Annotated in this window: 11 protein-coding genes; 6 read left to right on the top strand and 5 right to left on the bottom strand. The window is 53.7% G+C overall.

Annotation, left to right across the window (positions count from 1 at the left end):
- Positions 1-35: 35 nt before the first annotated feature.
- The 6 genes from FHG12_RS05900 (at position 36) to FHG12_RS05875 (ending at position 11,399) form a co-directional block, all read left to right on the top strand.
- Positions 36-1,655 (top strand): family 43 glycosylhydrolase, encoded by a 1,620-nt coding sequence (locus tag FHG12_RS05900; RefSeq protein ID WP_230471309.1) that lies wholly within the window; start codon positions 36-38, stop codon positions 1,653-1,655.
- Positions 1,656-1,947: 292 nt separating this feature from the next.
- Positions 1,948-2,943: a LacI family DNA-binding transcriptional regulator gene (locus FHG12_RS05895; protein WP_139514847.1), complete on the top strand. Its 996-nt coding sequence runs from the start codon at positions 1,948-1,950 to the stop codon at positions 2,941-2,943.
- A 528-nt stretch (positions 2,944-3,471) separates the two neighbouring features.
- The gene (locus FHG12_RS05890) at positions 3,472-8,646 is read left to right on the top strand and encodes a hypothetical protein (protein ID WP_139514846.1); all 5,175 of its coding nucleotides are present in this window, start codon (positions 3,472-3,474) and stop codon (positions 8,644-8,646) included.
- Positions 8,647-8,783: 137 nt separating this feature from the next.
- Positions 8,784-9,422, top strand: a complete 639-nt coding sequence (gene plsY, locus FHG12_RS05885; protein WP_139514845.1) for a glycerol-3-phosphate 1-O-acyltransferase PlsY — start codon at positions 8,784-8,786, stop codon at positions 9,420-9,422.
- Positions 9,423-9,459: 37 nt separating this feature from the next.
- Positions 9,460-9,972, top strand: coding sequence for a DUF2199 domain-containing protein (locus tag FHG12_RS05880; RefSeq protein ID WP_230471369.1), 513 nt, complete (start codon positions 9,460-9,462; stop codon positions 9,970-9,972).
- A 59-nt stretch (positions 9,973-10,031) separates the two neighbouring features.
- Positions 10,032-11,399, top strand: coding sequence for a dipeptidase (locus tag FHG12_RS05875; protein ID WP_139514843.1), 1,368 nt, complete (start codon positions 10,032-10,034; stop codon positions 11,397-11,399).
- A gap of 44 nt (positions 11,400-11,443) precedes the next feature.
- Here FHG12_RS05875 and FHG12_RS05870 read toward each other — a convergent pair whose 3' ends face one another.
- The 5 genes from FHG12_RS05870 to FHG12_RS05850 form a co-directional block, all read right to left on the bottom strand.
- Entirely contained in the window at positions 11,444-12,088 is a 645-nt protein-coding gene (locus FHG12_RS05870) for a porin family protein (RefSeq protein WP_139514842.1), read from the bottom strand.
- A gap of 190 nt (positions 12,089-12,278) precedes the next feature.
- Positions 12,279-12,980: a porin family protein gene (locus FHG12_RS05865; RefSeq protein WP_139514841.1), complete on the bottom strand. Its 702-nt coding sequence runs from the start codon at positions 12,978-12,980 to the stop codon at positions 12,279-12,281.
- Positions 12,981-13,124: 144 nt separating this feature from the next.
- Positions 13,125-13,796, bottom strand: a complete 672-nt coding sequence (locus FHG12_RS05860; protein ID WP_139514840.1) for a porin family protein — start codon at positions 13,794-13,796, stop codon at positions 13,125-13,127.
- 161 nt (positions 13,797-13,957) lie between these two features.
- Positions 13,958-14,740, bottom strand: a complete 783-nt coding sequence (locus tag FHG12_RS05855) for a porin family protein (RefSeq protein WP_165699314.1) — start codon at positions 14,738-14,740, stop codon at positions 13,958-13,960.
- 141 nt (positions 14,741-14,881) lie between these two features.
- Complete coding sequence (locus tag FHG12_RS05850; protein ID WP_139514838.1) at positions 14,882-15,628, bottom strand: porin family protein; 747 nt, start codon at positions 15,626-15,628, stop codon at positions 14,882-14,884.
- Positions 15,629-15,729 lie beyond the last annotated feature (101 nt).

The raw sequence follows: 15,729 nt of genomic DNA, 5'->3' as shown, positions 1-15,729 counted from the left end.
ATAAGCTTCCGAACTCCCACCCTAATTCTTGCTTTGTGACTTCTCTATTCTCTGACCTGCGAAAAGGAACGGCGTGGTTGACCTTGACCGCGGGGCTATTGGCAACTGCCTGCCAGCGGCAGGCCTCTACCAACACGAGCAGTGTTCCGGCCGCCGTAGAAAGTGCTCAAGGCCCAACCAATATCGTCAGTGCCGGAACCAGCCTCGTGTTGCCCGGCGACTTTCCCGATCCGTCCGTCACTAAAATCGGCGATACGTACTGGGCAACGGCTACTTCTTCCAACTGGGGTCCGATTTTTCCGTTGCTCAAATCCAAGAATTTGACAGATTGGGAATTGGTAGGACATGTGTTTCCGAATCAGCCGCCCGACTGGGCCGATTACTACTTCTGGGCCCCTGAAATCAGCGAGGAAAATGGCAAGACGTACGTGTTTTACACGGCTCACAAGAAGAATGGCCCGCTGAGTGTAGGCGTAGCTAGCGCCGACAACCCGGCGGGCCCATACCGCGACCACGGCCCGTTGGTAGGGCAGGAGGATGGCTCGATTGACGCTTTCCCGATCCGCGACGAGAACAATCAACTCTACATAGTGTGGAAAGAAGATGGCAATAGCCAGAACCGGCCTACGCCAATCTGGGCGCAGCGCATCAACGACGACCGCACTGCCCTCACGGGCGAAAAAACCGAGTTGTTTCGTAACACAATACCTTGGGAAGGCAACCTCGTAGAAGGCGCCAGCATCGTGCGACACGGCGACTATTTCTATGCTTTTTATGCCGGCAACGGCTGCTGCGGCCACAACTGTACCTACGGCATTGGGGTGGCCCGATCGCGTAAGTTGCTGGGTCCTTGGGAGAAATACGAAAAGAATCCTATTCTGACTAAAAATGGCAGCTGGACCTGCCCCGGTCACGGCACCGTCACGCAACGAGACAATCGCTGGTTTCTGCTGCACCATGCTTACGACACGCGCAGCTTCGAATTTGTGGGTCGGCAGGGAGTGCTGAGCGAATTTGTTTGGACGCCCGCCGGCTGGCCCGAGTTTCCACAAGGCGCCAATGCCGCCCCAGCCTTCAATGTGGCTAGTCAAAACGTATCCGATGACTTCAAGGGCACCAACTTGGTTGCGAGCTGGCAGTGGCCGATAGAGCAAAAGCCCACCTTTACTGTGCGCGACGGCAAACTACTGCTCTCCGCCCGCCCCGACCACAGTGGCGCGGCTTTGGGCCATCATACCTACACCACTGACTACACGGCTACCACCACATTGCTACAGCCCGCCGCCCTGCCTACCGGAACAGTAGCTGGCATTGCCGCCCTTGGTGACCCTGACAACACCATTGCGCTCACCGCCGGCGACGGCAAATTGCGGCTTTGGCAACTAGAAAAAGGCAAACAGCAAGCGCTTGGTGAAGTGGCCTTGCCAAATAGCAAAGCCTTAATGTTGAGGCTGCAAGCTCAAGGCGGCAATCAATATCGCTTCAGTTGGAGCGCCGACGCGGGCAAAACTTGGCAAAACCTTCCTGCCAATGGTCAGGCAATAAACGGTACGTACTTGCCGCCTTGGGACCGCGGTGTGCGGGCGGGCCTCCTAGCACGTGGACCTGCAACGGCCACGGCCACTTTTGATGATTTTACGCTCAATAATCAATAAAGCATTCTGCCTTGGCCTGAGTGGGCGCTAGAATCTTTAATTCTGCTCTTCACGTCAGATTCTAGGGGCGGAAATTAAGGATCTTCCTGCTGGCTTGGCTTCTACTCATTTCGGACCGTGCTATTTTCAAAATGAGCAGAAGCTTTCTTGAATTCGGTATATATATCACTGACAACAAGATAGTACCTGGAAAATTTGAAATGTCCAAGCAGTTTAATACGTTTATGCAATCGTTTGCGCGGATCTCATAATAAACAAAAAAGTGGCTAGTAATCGGGCATCCATAGCAGACATGGCTAAGGAGTTGGGAATCTCCATCTCAACCGTGTCGCGGGCGCTTAGCAACCATCCTAGCATCAGCGACGGTACGAAGAAGCGCGTGTGGCAAATGGCTGAGCAGGTCAACTACCAGCCCAACCATTTGGCGGCGGCGCTGCGCAAAGGCCGCAGTAACCTGCTCGGGGTAATGGTACCGCACATCGACGGTCACTTTTTTTCTTCCGTGATGCATGGCATCGAAAAGGTCGCGAGCAAAGCCGGCTTTAACGTGATGATCTGCCAGTCGAACGAGGACGTGGCCAGCGAGCGCAAAAACATCGAAACGTTGATGAATGCGCAGGTAGAAGGCATTTTGGTGTCGTTGTCGCGGACTACGCACGATTTCAAGCATTTCGAGAAGGTTCGTAAACGCGAGATTCCACTGGTGTTTTTCGACCGCATGCTCGACGGCCTCAATGTCAGCGCCGTCATCATCGACGACTACCAAGGCGCTTACCAAATCATGAAGCACTTGCTTGAGCAAGGCAACACACGCATCGCCCATTTTGCCGGTCCGCAACACCTGAATATCTACAAAAACCGTCACCAAGGTTACCTCGACGCTTTGCGTGCCTACGGTATTCCGTACGACGAAAACTTGGTCTATTACTGCGATATGAAGCTCGAGGATGGGGTCGAGGGCATGGAAAAACTGCTGAAATTGCCAGTTCGGCCCGACGCAGTTTTTTCTTCCAGCGACTTCTCCGTTGTAGGGGCGATGCAGGTATTAAAGAGCCATCAGTTACGCGTGCCCCACGATGTAGCGCTGGCTGGGTTTAGCAACGAGACCTTCACATCTCTGACGGAGCCGCGCCTTACTTCCGTCGATCAGCACTGCGAGCAAATGGGGCAAACGGCTGTGCGCCTGTTTCTGGAAATGCTGGATGACCATTCCGGCCGCTTTTCCCCGCGGCGTATCGTGTTGCAACCCGAAATCCTGATCCGCGAATCATCCGTGCGGCCTAAGTAACGCTGGCTACGCTAGCTCTTTACATTATTTCTGTAAATAACTGATTACCAAGTACTTGTAATAAAAGCTTTTTGATCGTTAATCTCCCTGGCAAGCTTTATGCTGCACATAAATGATTGGTTTGCAGCGTTATTCGTTCTGGATTAAGTAAGTCCCCGTTTTTTCCTGTTACGCCGCGATAGTACTAGTGCGAGGGCGATGGCTTAGGAAGCGGAAATTCGGACTCAATTATTGTATTTAACCTAGAAAGGGTATGAGCAGGTAGGCGCAATACTGCAGCAACAGCCAGCAAGAGAATGGCTAAAAAGCTGCCATATGAAGTGGATTCGTGGATTGCCGGCATTTTTGACGAAAGTATGCCTGCTTTTTCCGAAATTGTAGCCGTCTTATTAGGTTATGATGGAGTGTAGAATGAAGAATCGTGTTTTTGGGTGGGTTTGCACGGCGGTCCTATTGATAAGTGTTCCTGCGTGGGCCCAGCAATCTAAACCGCAAACGCCCAAACAACAGCCCGCTCCTGCAGCGGCCGTGCCTCGCTTTTCTGGCCGGCTGGCAACCGAGCCGGTACAGTACATTGCGGACGTGCAGAACATGATGGCCAGCACCAACAACGCTGCCGCCAAAGCCTCGGCGGCTAAGCTGCAGCAGCTTTGGGCCAGCAACAAGCTGACGGCCACGCAGCAAGCCAAAATTATCGAGATATCGCAGCAAATGCTGCTGAAGAAATTCAAGCCACGCCCGCATTTCGAAGCGCTGTTTACGGCCATCACAGGCGGCGCCACGGTGCAAAGCCTGTCGGATAAGCAGATGGACGAGTTCCTGGACGTGACGGCCAAAACGCTGGACAAGGAGCCCGTGCGCGACACGGAAAAGTTTCTGTTGAGTGCCGCTCAGTTTCTGGAAACCAAGTTTTTATACCGTTCGCGCTACAACAGCCTGCGCGTGGTAGGTGGCTCATTCTCATTTGCTTACAACGAAACGGATATGCCGCAGCCGGCGCCGGCCGTGGCACCCGCCAAGCCCGTAGAGCCCGCTCCGGTAGTCAAGACGGAACCGCTCAAAACCACAACGCCGGCTAAGCCCGCTGCTAAACCTGCTCCCAAAAAGAAAAGCAGCAGCGGTTGGGACACGGCCGACCTCTGGGATACCGGCGGGGGCTGGGGCGCTGCCGACGACGGGTGGGGCACGCCCAAAAAAGCCGCAGCCAAAACTACTCCGGCCAAAACCAAGACGGCAACGCCAGCCAAAGTGCCTGAACCTGAGCCCGTTGTGGAGCCTGCTTACGCCGCTTATGATACCTATGTGGCGCCCAATCGGCGGGGGCCGGTGCTGTTGCTGAAGGATGCGGATATGTTTATGGCTACCGCCAGTGACTCCATCTACATTCGGAAAACCAGCGGGGTGGTTGTGCCCATTCAGAGCCGCTTTGTGGGGCAGGGCGGACAGTACGCTTGGACGTTGAATAACAATCCCGTTACGGCCGACCTGAATAATTACGACTTCGATATTTCGAAGGCTGAGTTTACGGCGCAGCCCGTGACGCTCACCTATCCGGCCGTGCTGGAAGCCCCGATTCAGGGCGCGCTGGCTTACAAGAGCGTGAAGAAGAAACCAGGTGCCACGGACGCAGGATATCCGCGGTTTATTTCGCTCACCAACGATGCCCGCGTCAAAAACATTGGTCAGAACATTCGCTACTTCGGCGGATTCTCGTTGGCGGGTGCGCGCACGCTGAGCGCCTCGCTCGACGGCAGCCTTTCACGCATTTTTGTGGATGTAGATGGCAAACCGAAGTTTCGGGCTAGCTCTAGTGCCTATGTGCTGGGCGATTCGCTGATTTCGGCGGCACGGGCGGCGGTCACGATTTACCAGGACAAAAGCGACTCGCTGACGCATCCGGGGGTGAAGCTGAAATTCTCGAAAGCGCGGCAGGTATTGCAGCTCACCCGCGAAGATGGCCTCTACAAATCGACGCCGTATTATGACTCGTATCACCAGATGGAAATTGCGACGGAGCTGCTGACGTGGCCCATCCGCACTTCCGCCATCGAGTTTTCTATCCTGACTGCCAAAAACCAAGTAACCGCCAGCTTCGAATCGAAAGAATTCTACACCAACACCCGCTACCAGCAAATCAAAGCCATCAACAAGCTGCACCCACTGCAAATGGTGGTTGGCTACAGCCAAGCACACGATAACCGTAAAGTGCTGACCGTTGAGGAGTTATCGACGGAGCTAAAGGTAAAGCCCGATAACGTTCGGTCGGCTGCGGCGGGCTTGGCACGCGATGGCTACGTGAAGTGGGACCCCCAAACCGAGCAGATTACGCTGCTGCCTAAAGCCAATCACTACGTTAGCTCGTCGCGGGGTAAGAAAGACTACGACCACATTGCCATCAAATCGTTGGCGCCCAATGGCAAAAATGCTACGCTCAACCTCGCCAACAACGACCTGATCGTGCGTGGCGTCGATCGCTTCAACTTCTCCGACGACTCCGTAACCGTGTTTGTGAAGCCGGACAGCAGCGTCATCCGCATCCAGAAAAACCGCGGTGTGCTGTTCAACGGTACGGTGGTAGCGTCGGCTTTCGTGTTCAAGGGCAAAGAGTTTAAGTTTGATTACGACGGCTTTTACATCGACCTAACCAAAATCGACTCGATCATTGTAAAAGGCAAAGGATCAAAAGGTTCGGTGATGAAAGCCCGCAAAGACACCGACTTTACGCTGACCAACAAAAAGAAAACCTCGGCGGGCCGCCTCTACATCAACGATCCGCGCAACAAATCGGGCCGCAAGAAGCTGGGCGCGTTCCCTTCGTTTGACGCCTCGACCGGTGCCTACGTCTATTTCGACAAGCCCGAAGTACTGGGCGGCGCTTACGACACGACCGTTTACTTCGACATTCCGCCGTTCCGAATTGACTCGTTGAATAATAAAAATCGTTCGGCGGTGGGCTTCAAGGGCACGTTCGTGTCGGGCGGCATTATGCCCGAATTCAAGACCAAGCTAAGCCTGCAAGAAGATGGCTCTCTGGGCTTTGTGTACAACGTGCCCAAAGAAGGATTTCCGTTGTATGGCGGCAAAGGCCGCTTGTTCAACAAGGTGCAGATGAGCAACCGCGGTATTCAGGGCATTGGCGACATCAAATACCTCACGGGGACGCTACAAAGCGACCAGTTCATCTTCTACCGCGACTCCGTCGTGACGGTGGGTAAGTCGGCTACCATCACGCCGGGGCCGCTGAATGGGGTTGAGTTTGCGAAGGTGTCGTTGCTGCCGGGCTACGGCATGAAGTGGGTGGTGAAAGCCGACTCGATGTATTTGACCACCCCGCGCGACGCGGCAGCGATGAAGTTCTATACTGGCGACTATGGCTTTAAAGGCACAGCTATTCTGACCCCCGGTGGCCTGTATGGCGATGGCCGGATGGAGGGCCCGCAGTCGTTTATTCGCTCGCCACAGTTCACCTTTAAACCTACAAATTACCAAGGCAAAAAATCGACGCTGAACATCAAATCGGCAGAGCCAAACAAGCCCGCACTTACGGCTAATGAGGTGGCGTTCAACTACGATTTGAAGCAAGGATACGCCGATTTTACCCGCGAAGAAGGCAGTAAAGCCAGCATCGACCTGCCGTATTCGGATTACAAAACCACGCTGAGTGGCGGCAAATGGGACTTCAAAAAGAAGACGGTGCAGATGCGTGTGGCGCCCGGCGCCGACTCTACGCGGTCGTATTTCTACTCTACTAAGCCTGAGCAGCACGGCCTGAAATTCCGTGCTCTTACCGGCCAGTACGACCTAAGCCGCTACCGTTTGGTGGCCGGTGGCGTGCCACACATTGCCGCTGCCGATGCTTGGATTGAGCCGGACAGCAATAAGGTGTACGTGTTGGCAAATGCTCAGATGCGGTCTTTTCAGAACGCCAATGTGGTGCTGGACACGCTGACCAAGTACCACAGCCTCTACAAAGGCGATATCAAAGTGCTTTCGCGTAATGCCTTCACGGGCAATGCGTTATACAAGTACAAAAACGCTTCGGCCGATTCGTTTGCCATTAAGTTTGCCAACTTTACCGTAGACTCGGCTGCGACGAAAGGCGCAGTGGCGCGCAGTGGCAAGGGGCTGGCCAAGAGCCTCTTGCGCGGCAACAAAGACGAGGGGCACCCGTTTGCGCCACCCACCATTGCCGTGGCTAATATTCAGCCCGCCGATAAATTCCATTTGGCACCGCGTATCGCATACCGGGGCAACGTAACGCTGAATTCGCAACGCAAAGGCTTTGCGTTTGATGGCCAGTCGCGACTGGAGTTCAGCAAAAATCCGGCGGCGGCGCAGTGGTTTGCTGTGCAGGACAGCATCGATCCGAAAGGGGTACGCATCAAGCTCATGGAGCCCAAATCCGATGACGGCGTGCCGATGATGACGGGCCTTTTTGTGTCGGATGCGACGCAGAAAGTGTACCCGCTGTTTGTGGCCAACAAGCCCGGCGTAACCGATATGAACCTGTTTCAGGTGGACGGCATGCTGAGCTACGACGCCAAAAAGCGCAATTTCACGATCACGCGCAATGATCTGTCTAACAGTAACTTGTACGAGGGTAGCGTGCTCAATTTTCAGGATTCGACGGCGGCCATGACGTTCCGTGGCAAGCTGAACCTGATCAATTCCAACAAGGATTACGCGCTCACGGCCTCTGGCCTCGGCTATGCCAAGCCCGACAGCAACATTTACCAGCTGGATACTTTCATGGCCTTTGACATCAACATGCCGGAGAAAGCCATCCTGGCGATGGGCGAAGACTTAGCCAAGAACGCGAAAGGCGCGCCCGAAGCCCTCGACAACTCGGAGTCGCAGCTGTATAAAATGGGCGAGTTTGCCGGCAGCAAAGCAGTGCAGGAGTACGCCAACCGCAAAGGGGGCTATATGGCGCTGCAAAAAGTGTCGAGCAAGTTTCTGCACACCATCGTCCTGAACAAAGTGGACTTGGTGTGGTCGGAAAAGCAACGCTCGTGGCACTCAGTAGGCAAAATTGGCCTCGTCAGCATATTGAAGAAGGACATCAACGCGCTGATCGACGGCTATGTTGAGATCAAGAAAGAATCGACGGGCGACGTGGTGGAACTGTACTTGGAGGCCGAGCCGCAGACGTGGTATTACCTGAAGTACACCAACAACGTGCTCCTGACGAAAGCCCAGCACGGCTCTTTCGACGAGATCATCGGGTACAAAGCCAAAGGCGACTACAACACGGCTACCACCTACGGCTTCTACCTCGGCGACGACCAGGAGGTGCAGCTTTTCCTCAACCACTTCCGCAAAGACTACCTAGGCGAAGCCAAGCAACGTAAGATTGCTACGGCCCCACCAAGCACCGGCAACTTCGACAACATGGATGAAGGCGGTAAAAAGAAGAAAAAGAAGGGTAAAGACGAAATCGTAGACGATGGCAGTCAGCCTACCGCCGATGCGCCGGTAGAGGAAACCAGCAAGAAAAAGAAGAAGTCGAAGGACGAACCTACGGATGCGTTTGGAGCCACTACCACGCCGCCGGCTACGGAAGAAACCAGCAAAAAGCAGAAGTCGAAGGAAAAAGCCGTAGAGCCCAAAACCGAAACTACTGCGCCCGCTGAGGAGCCGAAGAAGGAAAAAGAGAAGAAGAAAAAGAAAAAAGCGGAAGAGGACCCTTTCGGCGATTCCTAAACTCTGGAAACGAATGCAAAAAGCCCGGCCCACGTATAAGCCGGGCTTTTTGCTTCCTGCAAGGGCCTGAATAATTCATGGCCGCTCGCTGCGGAAGCCTCGTATATTTGACCGTATTGCTCACTCGCTATTTTCCCATGAATTTGCCCCTCGTACTTGGCCTGCTCGCGGCCGCTTACCTCATTGGTTCCATCCCGACGGCGTTGTGGGTGGGACGCCGGTTTTTCGGCATCGACATTCGCGAACACGGCAGCGGTAATTCGGGGGCGACCAATACGTTTCGGGTGCTAGGCAAAAAGCCCGGTTCGGCCGTGATGGCTTTCGATGTGTTTAAGGGTTGGGCCGCTACGTCGCTGGCATCGGTGATGGTGAGCCAAGGAGCCATTCGGCCCGATCAGTTGCTGTATTTTCAGTTGGCCTGCGGTGTCCTGGCCGTACTAGGCCATATTTTCCCGATTTATGCGGGCTTCCGGGGTGGCAAAGGCGTGGCTACCGTATTGGGCATGATGCTGGCTATTGCGCCCGGCACAGTCGGGATTTGCTTGCTGATATTCTTGCTGGTGCTTTTTATATCGCGCTATGTATCACTGAGTTCTATGACGGCCGGTGTGGCGTTTGCGCTGCTGCAATTGCTGCCTCCTTTTCGGCCTGATAACTCGCTGCTGCTGGTGTTCGGGTTTGTGCTGGCTGGCTTGCTGATTTATACTCACCGGGCTAATATCGGTCGCCTGCGTGCCGGGACGGAGAGCCGCGTGCCGTTGTTTGGGCGGAAGTAAGAAGCTTAATTCTTCTATTTAGTTGGGTACATTTTTTATGAGCTTCCACTGCGCTTGTTGCGGACAAATACATGAATGTTTACCTGACATTGGCTCATCAGCTCCTTGGGCCATGTACACTATTCCGGAGGAAGAACGTGCAACGCGCGTCTGGTTGAAGCAAGATACTTGCGTCATTGATGACCAAGAGTTCTTTATTCGTGGCGTACTGGAAATCCCTGTACATGAGCAGGAGCAAACATTTGGTTTTGGAGTTTGGGTTAGTCAATCACAAGAACATTTCCTCAGTTATCAAGAATACCATAACACTGATGCAATCAGGCCATATTTTGGATGGCTTTGCACCGAGATAAGCATGTTTTCTCCTACGCTCAGTCTTAAGACCATGGCTCATTTTCAGGGGAATGGCCAACGGCCCACTATTGAGCTAGAGCCTACAGATCATCCATTGGCAGTAGCACAGCGAGATGGAATAAGCTTAGAACGAGCGTGGGAGATTGTTCACGAATATGTTAAGCCTTCTAACCTTGGGGTTGAAAGCTCAGAATAGATTCCACTTTATTCTACTCTTACCTTTACCCCGCATTTCAACCTAACCCCACCGCCCGCATGGCTTCCTACCTCGAAGAAAACAAAGACCGTTTCCTAAGCGAATTGCTGGACTGGCTGCGTATCCCGTCCGTATCAGCCGACCCCAAGTTTCATGGCGATGTGCTACGCGCCGCTGATTACTTGAAAGCCCGACTGGAAGAGCTAGGCGTCGAAAACGTAGAGCTTTGCGAAACTGCCGGCAACCCCATCGTCTACGGCGACAAAATTGTGGACCCGGCGTTACCTACGGTGCTCGTCTACGGCCACTACGACGTACAGCCCGCCGATCCTTATGAGCTATGGACTTCGCCGCCCTTCGAGCCGGTGATCAAAGATGGCAACATCTATGCGCGCGGCGCCTGCGACGACAAAGGCCAGGTGTACATGCACGTGAAGGCTTTTGAGGTGATGATGAAGGAGGGCGGCGTGCCCTGCAACGTCAAGTTCATGATTGAGGGAGAAGAAGAAATCGGCTCTAATAACCTGAACGTTTTCGTGCGCGAGAACAAGGAAAAGCTCAAGGCCGACGTCATCCTGATTTCGGATACCGGCATCCTGGCCAACGATACCCCCAGCATCGAAGTGGGCTTGCGCGGCCTGAGCTACCACGAGGTAGAAGTTACCGGCCCCAACCGCGACCTGCATTCGGGCCTGTACGGCGGTGCGGTGGCGAATCCTATTAATATTCTGTGCAAGATGATCGCGTCGTTGCACGACGAGAATAACCACATCACCATCCCCGGCTTCTACGACAACGTGCAGGAGCTTTCGGCCGAGGAGCGCGCCGAGATGGCCAAAGCGCCGCACTCCGACGAGGAATTCAAGCAAAGCATTGGCCTGCCTGATGTGTACGGCGAAAAGGGCTACAGCACCATCGAGCGCACCAGCATTCGGCCCACGCTCGACGTGAACGGCATTTGGGGCGGTTACACCGGCGAAGGCGCCAAAACCGTCATTGCCTCAAAGGCTTACGCCAAAATCTCGATGCGCCTAGTGCCCAACCAGACTTCGGAAGAGATCACGGAGAAATTCCAGAAGCACTTCTCGAGCTTGGTTCCTTCGGGGGCAACAGTGGTAGTGCGGCCCCACCACGGCGGTGAGCCTGTGGTAACCCCCACTGATTCAATCGCTTACCAAGCGGCCTCCAAAGCCCTTGAAACTACCTTTGGCAAGAAGCCCATTCCGACGCGCGGCGGCGGCTCTATTCCGATTGTGGCCATGTTCAAGTCGGAGCTGGGTCTGGACTCGGTGCTGCTCGGCTTTGGCCTCGATTCGGATGCAATTCACTCGCCCAACGAGCACTACGGCGTGTTCAATTTCCTGAAAGGCATCGAGACCATCCCGCATTTTTACCGCAACTACGCGGCGCTAGAGGCTTCTAAGTAACTAATTGACTATCAATTATTTGTAAATAACAAAAAAACCGGCGCTTACTTAGGTGCCGGTTTTTTTGTGTCTTCTTCAACCGCCGCCTTTTTACCGCCGAACAAGGCCGGAAAGCGGTAAGCGATGTAGAGTTGAATGGCGTTGTTGCGGCCTTTCGTCGTGACGACGCCATCGCCAAAATCAACGTCGCGGTAGACGTTGGTGAGCCCGCCGTTGTAGCGCCAGCCTACGCTAAAGCCGCCTGGGTCCTGGTAGCCAAAGCCCAGCACGTAGCCGTAGTCCAAGGTGCGGAAGGGCGTGGGTGTCTTGGTCGTAAAGCCCGTATTATCCTGATAAGAAAGCAGATAGCCACCCTGCGGACCCGCCTCAAAAAACACATCGTCTCGGGTGTATTTGAGCACGACGGGCACATCAATGTAGTACAGCCGCGCCCGAATAGACGGTCCGTAGCTGGTGGCTTGGTCGCCTTTCATCGAAAATAAGGCTTCCGGTTGCAGCGAAAAATTCTTGGTAATGCCCACGTTTGCGGTAATGCCGCCGTGGCCGCCCACTTGCAGGCTGCTCCCGACAATATCGCTACCGACGGCGTTGGTGAGGCTGCCGCCCAGTTTTAACCCCAATCGTACTCCTTGCCCGTACCCCACTGAGGCAAGGGTGGCCAGCAGCAGGGTCAGCGTAACTTTCTTCACGTGCGGTTAAAGGTTAAAATGCCCAGGGAGCTATTTGCACAAAGTAACAGACGAGTAACTCTCGATGGGCGATATTATTTTTTTCTGGGCAAGTCCCACTATTAATGTGTTGATTATCAACAACAAACAAAAAGTCCTGACTTCTGCGGACAGAAGCCAGGACTTTGAATTTATGCGTTTCGCTTCGCGACTACTTGCTCGGAATCAGGTAGCCGAGCGAAAGTTGGAACGCCGAGTGCCGGGCGTTTTTCAGGTCGCCGTCGAAATAGGTACCGTTGTCGCTTTTTACGAAATCGCTGAAGGCACCCGTGTAGCGTAGGTTGAGGCTCAGGCCATTATCGGCTTGGTAACCGATGCCCGCTGCGTAACCCAACTCGCTGCGCTTCAGGCCGCTAACGTCATTTTTGTTCTCTGCTTCCGACACCGAAGGCGTGCCGTTGGGCAAGCGTGTGGTGGTCGTTTTGGTTTCGTTGTTGGAGCTGAGCAAGTATGAATACTGCGGACCCGCTTCGAAAATCAGTCCGCCCGCGTTGATCTTCAGCAACACCGGTACATCGAGGTAATTGTAGTTGACTTTGCCTTCGCGCTTTTGAGTGTAGCCTACGCCCAGAAGGGTGTTGGTGTACTCGGTAGGCTTATTTTCGAAGCCTTTCTGCGAATACAAGACTTCGGGCTGAATCGAGAGGAAGCCGTCGCCGGAAAGGTCGGCGTTTAGGATCACGCCGCCCATGAAGCCTACTTTGTTGTTGTAGGTATTTTCGTTTTGGATGTTACCGGTGAGGTTGGAGTAGTTAGCGCCGGCTCGCAGGCCCAAACGGACGCCCTGGGCGTGAGCCGAGGAGAAGGCAGCGGCTGAAAATAAGGTGGCTAAAACAACGGTGGTCTTTTTCATGAGTGCAGAAATAGTGTGGGTGAAAAAGGAATGCACAGCGCGGCCAAAACGAAAAGTGTGCCAGTGCTGAGCTTACATGCCCCACACAAACGAAAAAAAGCCCTCAATCGATGTGGTTGAGGGCTTTTTTACTATGTAACGGGCTTATTTACTTGGAATTAAAAATCCGACGTAAGCCTGAAACACCTGGTTGCGTGCGTTGCGCAGGTCGTTGTTTTGGTAGCCGTCTTTGCTGAAATCGGTGAAGGCGCCGTTGTAGCGAATGCCGATCATGGGGCCGCTGTCAGCCTGGAAGCCCAAGCCCGCGGCGTAGCCCACTTCGAAGCGGTTTACGTTGTTGAGGTCGCGCTCGGAGGAGGTATAAGACGTTTGTTGCCCGTTGACGTAGCGCTTCGAATCGTCTTTGACGTTGAGCAGGTAGCTAAACTGCGGCCCTGCCTCGAAGAAAAGCCCACCCGCATTGATTTTGAGTAAAATGGGTAAATCGAGGTAGTTGTAGTTGGTTTTGCCCGTGAATTTTAGCGTGTTGCCTAGCAGGCTATATTCCTTGTCCTTGTTTTTAAAGCCTTTCTGCGAGTACAGCAGCTCCGGCTGAATTGAGAGGAAGCCATCGCCTACTAAGCCTGCATTGAGCAATAAGCCTCCGTGAAAACCGATTTTGTTTTGGAACCGATCTTCGTTGGTCAGATTGCCGGATAGATTGGAAAGATTAGCTCCCGCTTTAACGCCCAAGCGCAGGCCCTGTGCGTGTGCCGACAGCGAACAGAAGGAAGTGAGAGCCAAAAAAGCAACTACGATAACAGAGAGTTTTTTCATGGTTGTAACTAAGATTTTGATAAAAGAAGGACTTAACTCGTACCACATTGCACACCAGGCTGGTACTACTGCTTAAACGTATAATAGGCTGATAGTGATGTATTTGCATATCAAAAAAGCGGCGGCCAGTTACGGCCGCCGCTTTTTTGATATACGGTTGACTAGTTGCCTAACGGCAGCAGATAGCCTATTTGTAACATAAAGGCTCGGTTGAAGGCTTTTGGCTCGTTGCGGGCACTTACGTCCTTGGTATCGAGCAGCGATTTGAAGCCCTGGTTGTACCGAATGCCTAGGCTCAGCCCATTCGCGGACTGGTAACCCAGCCCAGCAATACCGCCGATGTCGAAGCTGGCCAAGTCCTCCTTCTGGTCACCGGAAGCTTTGTTGACGACTTCGTTGTCCTGCCCGGCGTATTTGTACGTCTGCTTGAAGTCCTGACTTGAGCGCGCCATGTAGCCGATCTGCGGCCCTAGCTCGAAATACAAGCCTGAGCCTCCGGGTGCCGTATTGATGCGCACCGGCAGCGGCAGATCGATATAGGTCAGCACCCGCCGCCGCTCGTACTTATACTTTTCAACGGTATAGCCCGAATCATCGGCCCGCGGGTCGTTTGCGGTTACCTGGGGGTTGGTTGCCAAAGCATTGGCATCGGTAATTACAAACTTGCGCTCGAAGCCTTTGCGGTTGACCAAAATTTCGGGAGCAAATGACCAGAAGCCGTCGCTGCTGATGGGCAGTTGGAGGGCGATGCCAGCGTTGAAGCTGAGCTTGTAATTGACATCGCCCCCGACGTCCACGCCGCCCACCTGCTTGATGTCCTTGCCACCAATGGTAGCATAGGTTGCACCGCCCCGAATGCCGATGCGGGCGCCGCCCGTGTCAGTCTGTGCCAGCGAAGCCTGAGCCGAAACCAGCGCGAGAGAGAGCAGAGCAAGTTTTTTCATAACTAGGTTGTTGTTTGTTGCTTGCGTTATAATCGATTCCATAATCCTTTTCTAGCCACCCTTATGCAGGTATACTAGTACGGTTTATGCAAGCAAAAGGTGCCTAGTTGACTGGCAATCAAACAACTACCTTGGTTTTGCTTACTTGCCTAGTGGCAGGAGGTAGCCTAGCTGAAGCGTAAAAGCATTGTTGAAGGCTTTGGGCTCGTTGTCCTGGTTCTTGGTGTCTATCAGTGAGTTAAAGCCTCGGGCATAGCGCAAGCCTAGGCTCAGGCCGCCTTCAGTCTGATAGCCCAAACCAGCTACGCCAGCAATATCGAACTGCGCGAGGTCGGATTTGTACGACTCGCCTTGCGCGATGCCGCTGTAGTCTTGGAAGCCCGAGCGCGATTCCACTTTGTCTTTGTTGCCATCGGTGTATTTGGTGGTAGTTTGCTGCTTCGAGCGCGAGCCAAACAGGTAGCTTACCTGCGGACCCAACTCAAAAAACAGGCCCCCCGCATTGATTCGGGCCAACAGCGGCACATCAATGTAGTGGAGCACGCGCTGCTGCTCATATTCTACTTTGCTCACGCCCGCTGCCAAACCCGTGGTTTGTTGCGACTGAATCTCGTAGCCTTTGCGATTGTAGAGAAGCTCAGGAGCAAAAGCAAAAAATCCGTCGCTGGTCAGCGGAATGGAAGCGGCAACGCCAGCATTGTAGCCTAATTTGTAGTCGCCTAGTTTGGTGCTGTAGTTGGGCCCCGCGATCTGGTTTACGTTATCGCCCGAAATGTTGGAGTAAGTGCCACCGACTTTCAACCCAAGCCGGAATCCACCGGCATCTTGTGCTTGGGCAACGGAAGCCGTCATTAGGCCAGCAGTGGCCAATAGTGCAATTTTCTTCATGATGTAAGAGGTGTGTTAGACGCGTAAGAACAAGGCTTTCTCCAGTTTCAACCGCAAGCTTGTCCTTGATATTCAGCCCTTCATACCGTAAAATGCAAGGA

Source organism: Hymenobacter jejuensis (assembly GCF_006337165.1).
Classification (GTDB): Bacteria; Bacteroidota; Bacteroidia; order Cytophagales; family Hymenobacteraceae; genus Hymenobacter; species Hymenobacter jejuensis.
This window is presented reverse-complemented; position numbering and strand designations above follow the sequence as displayed.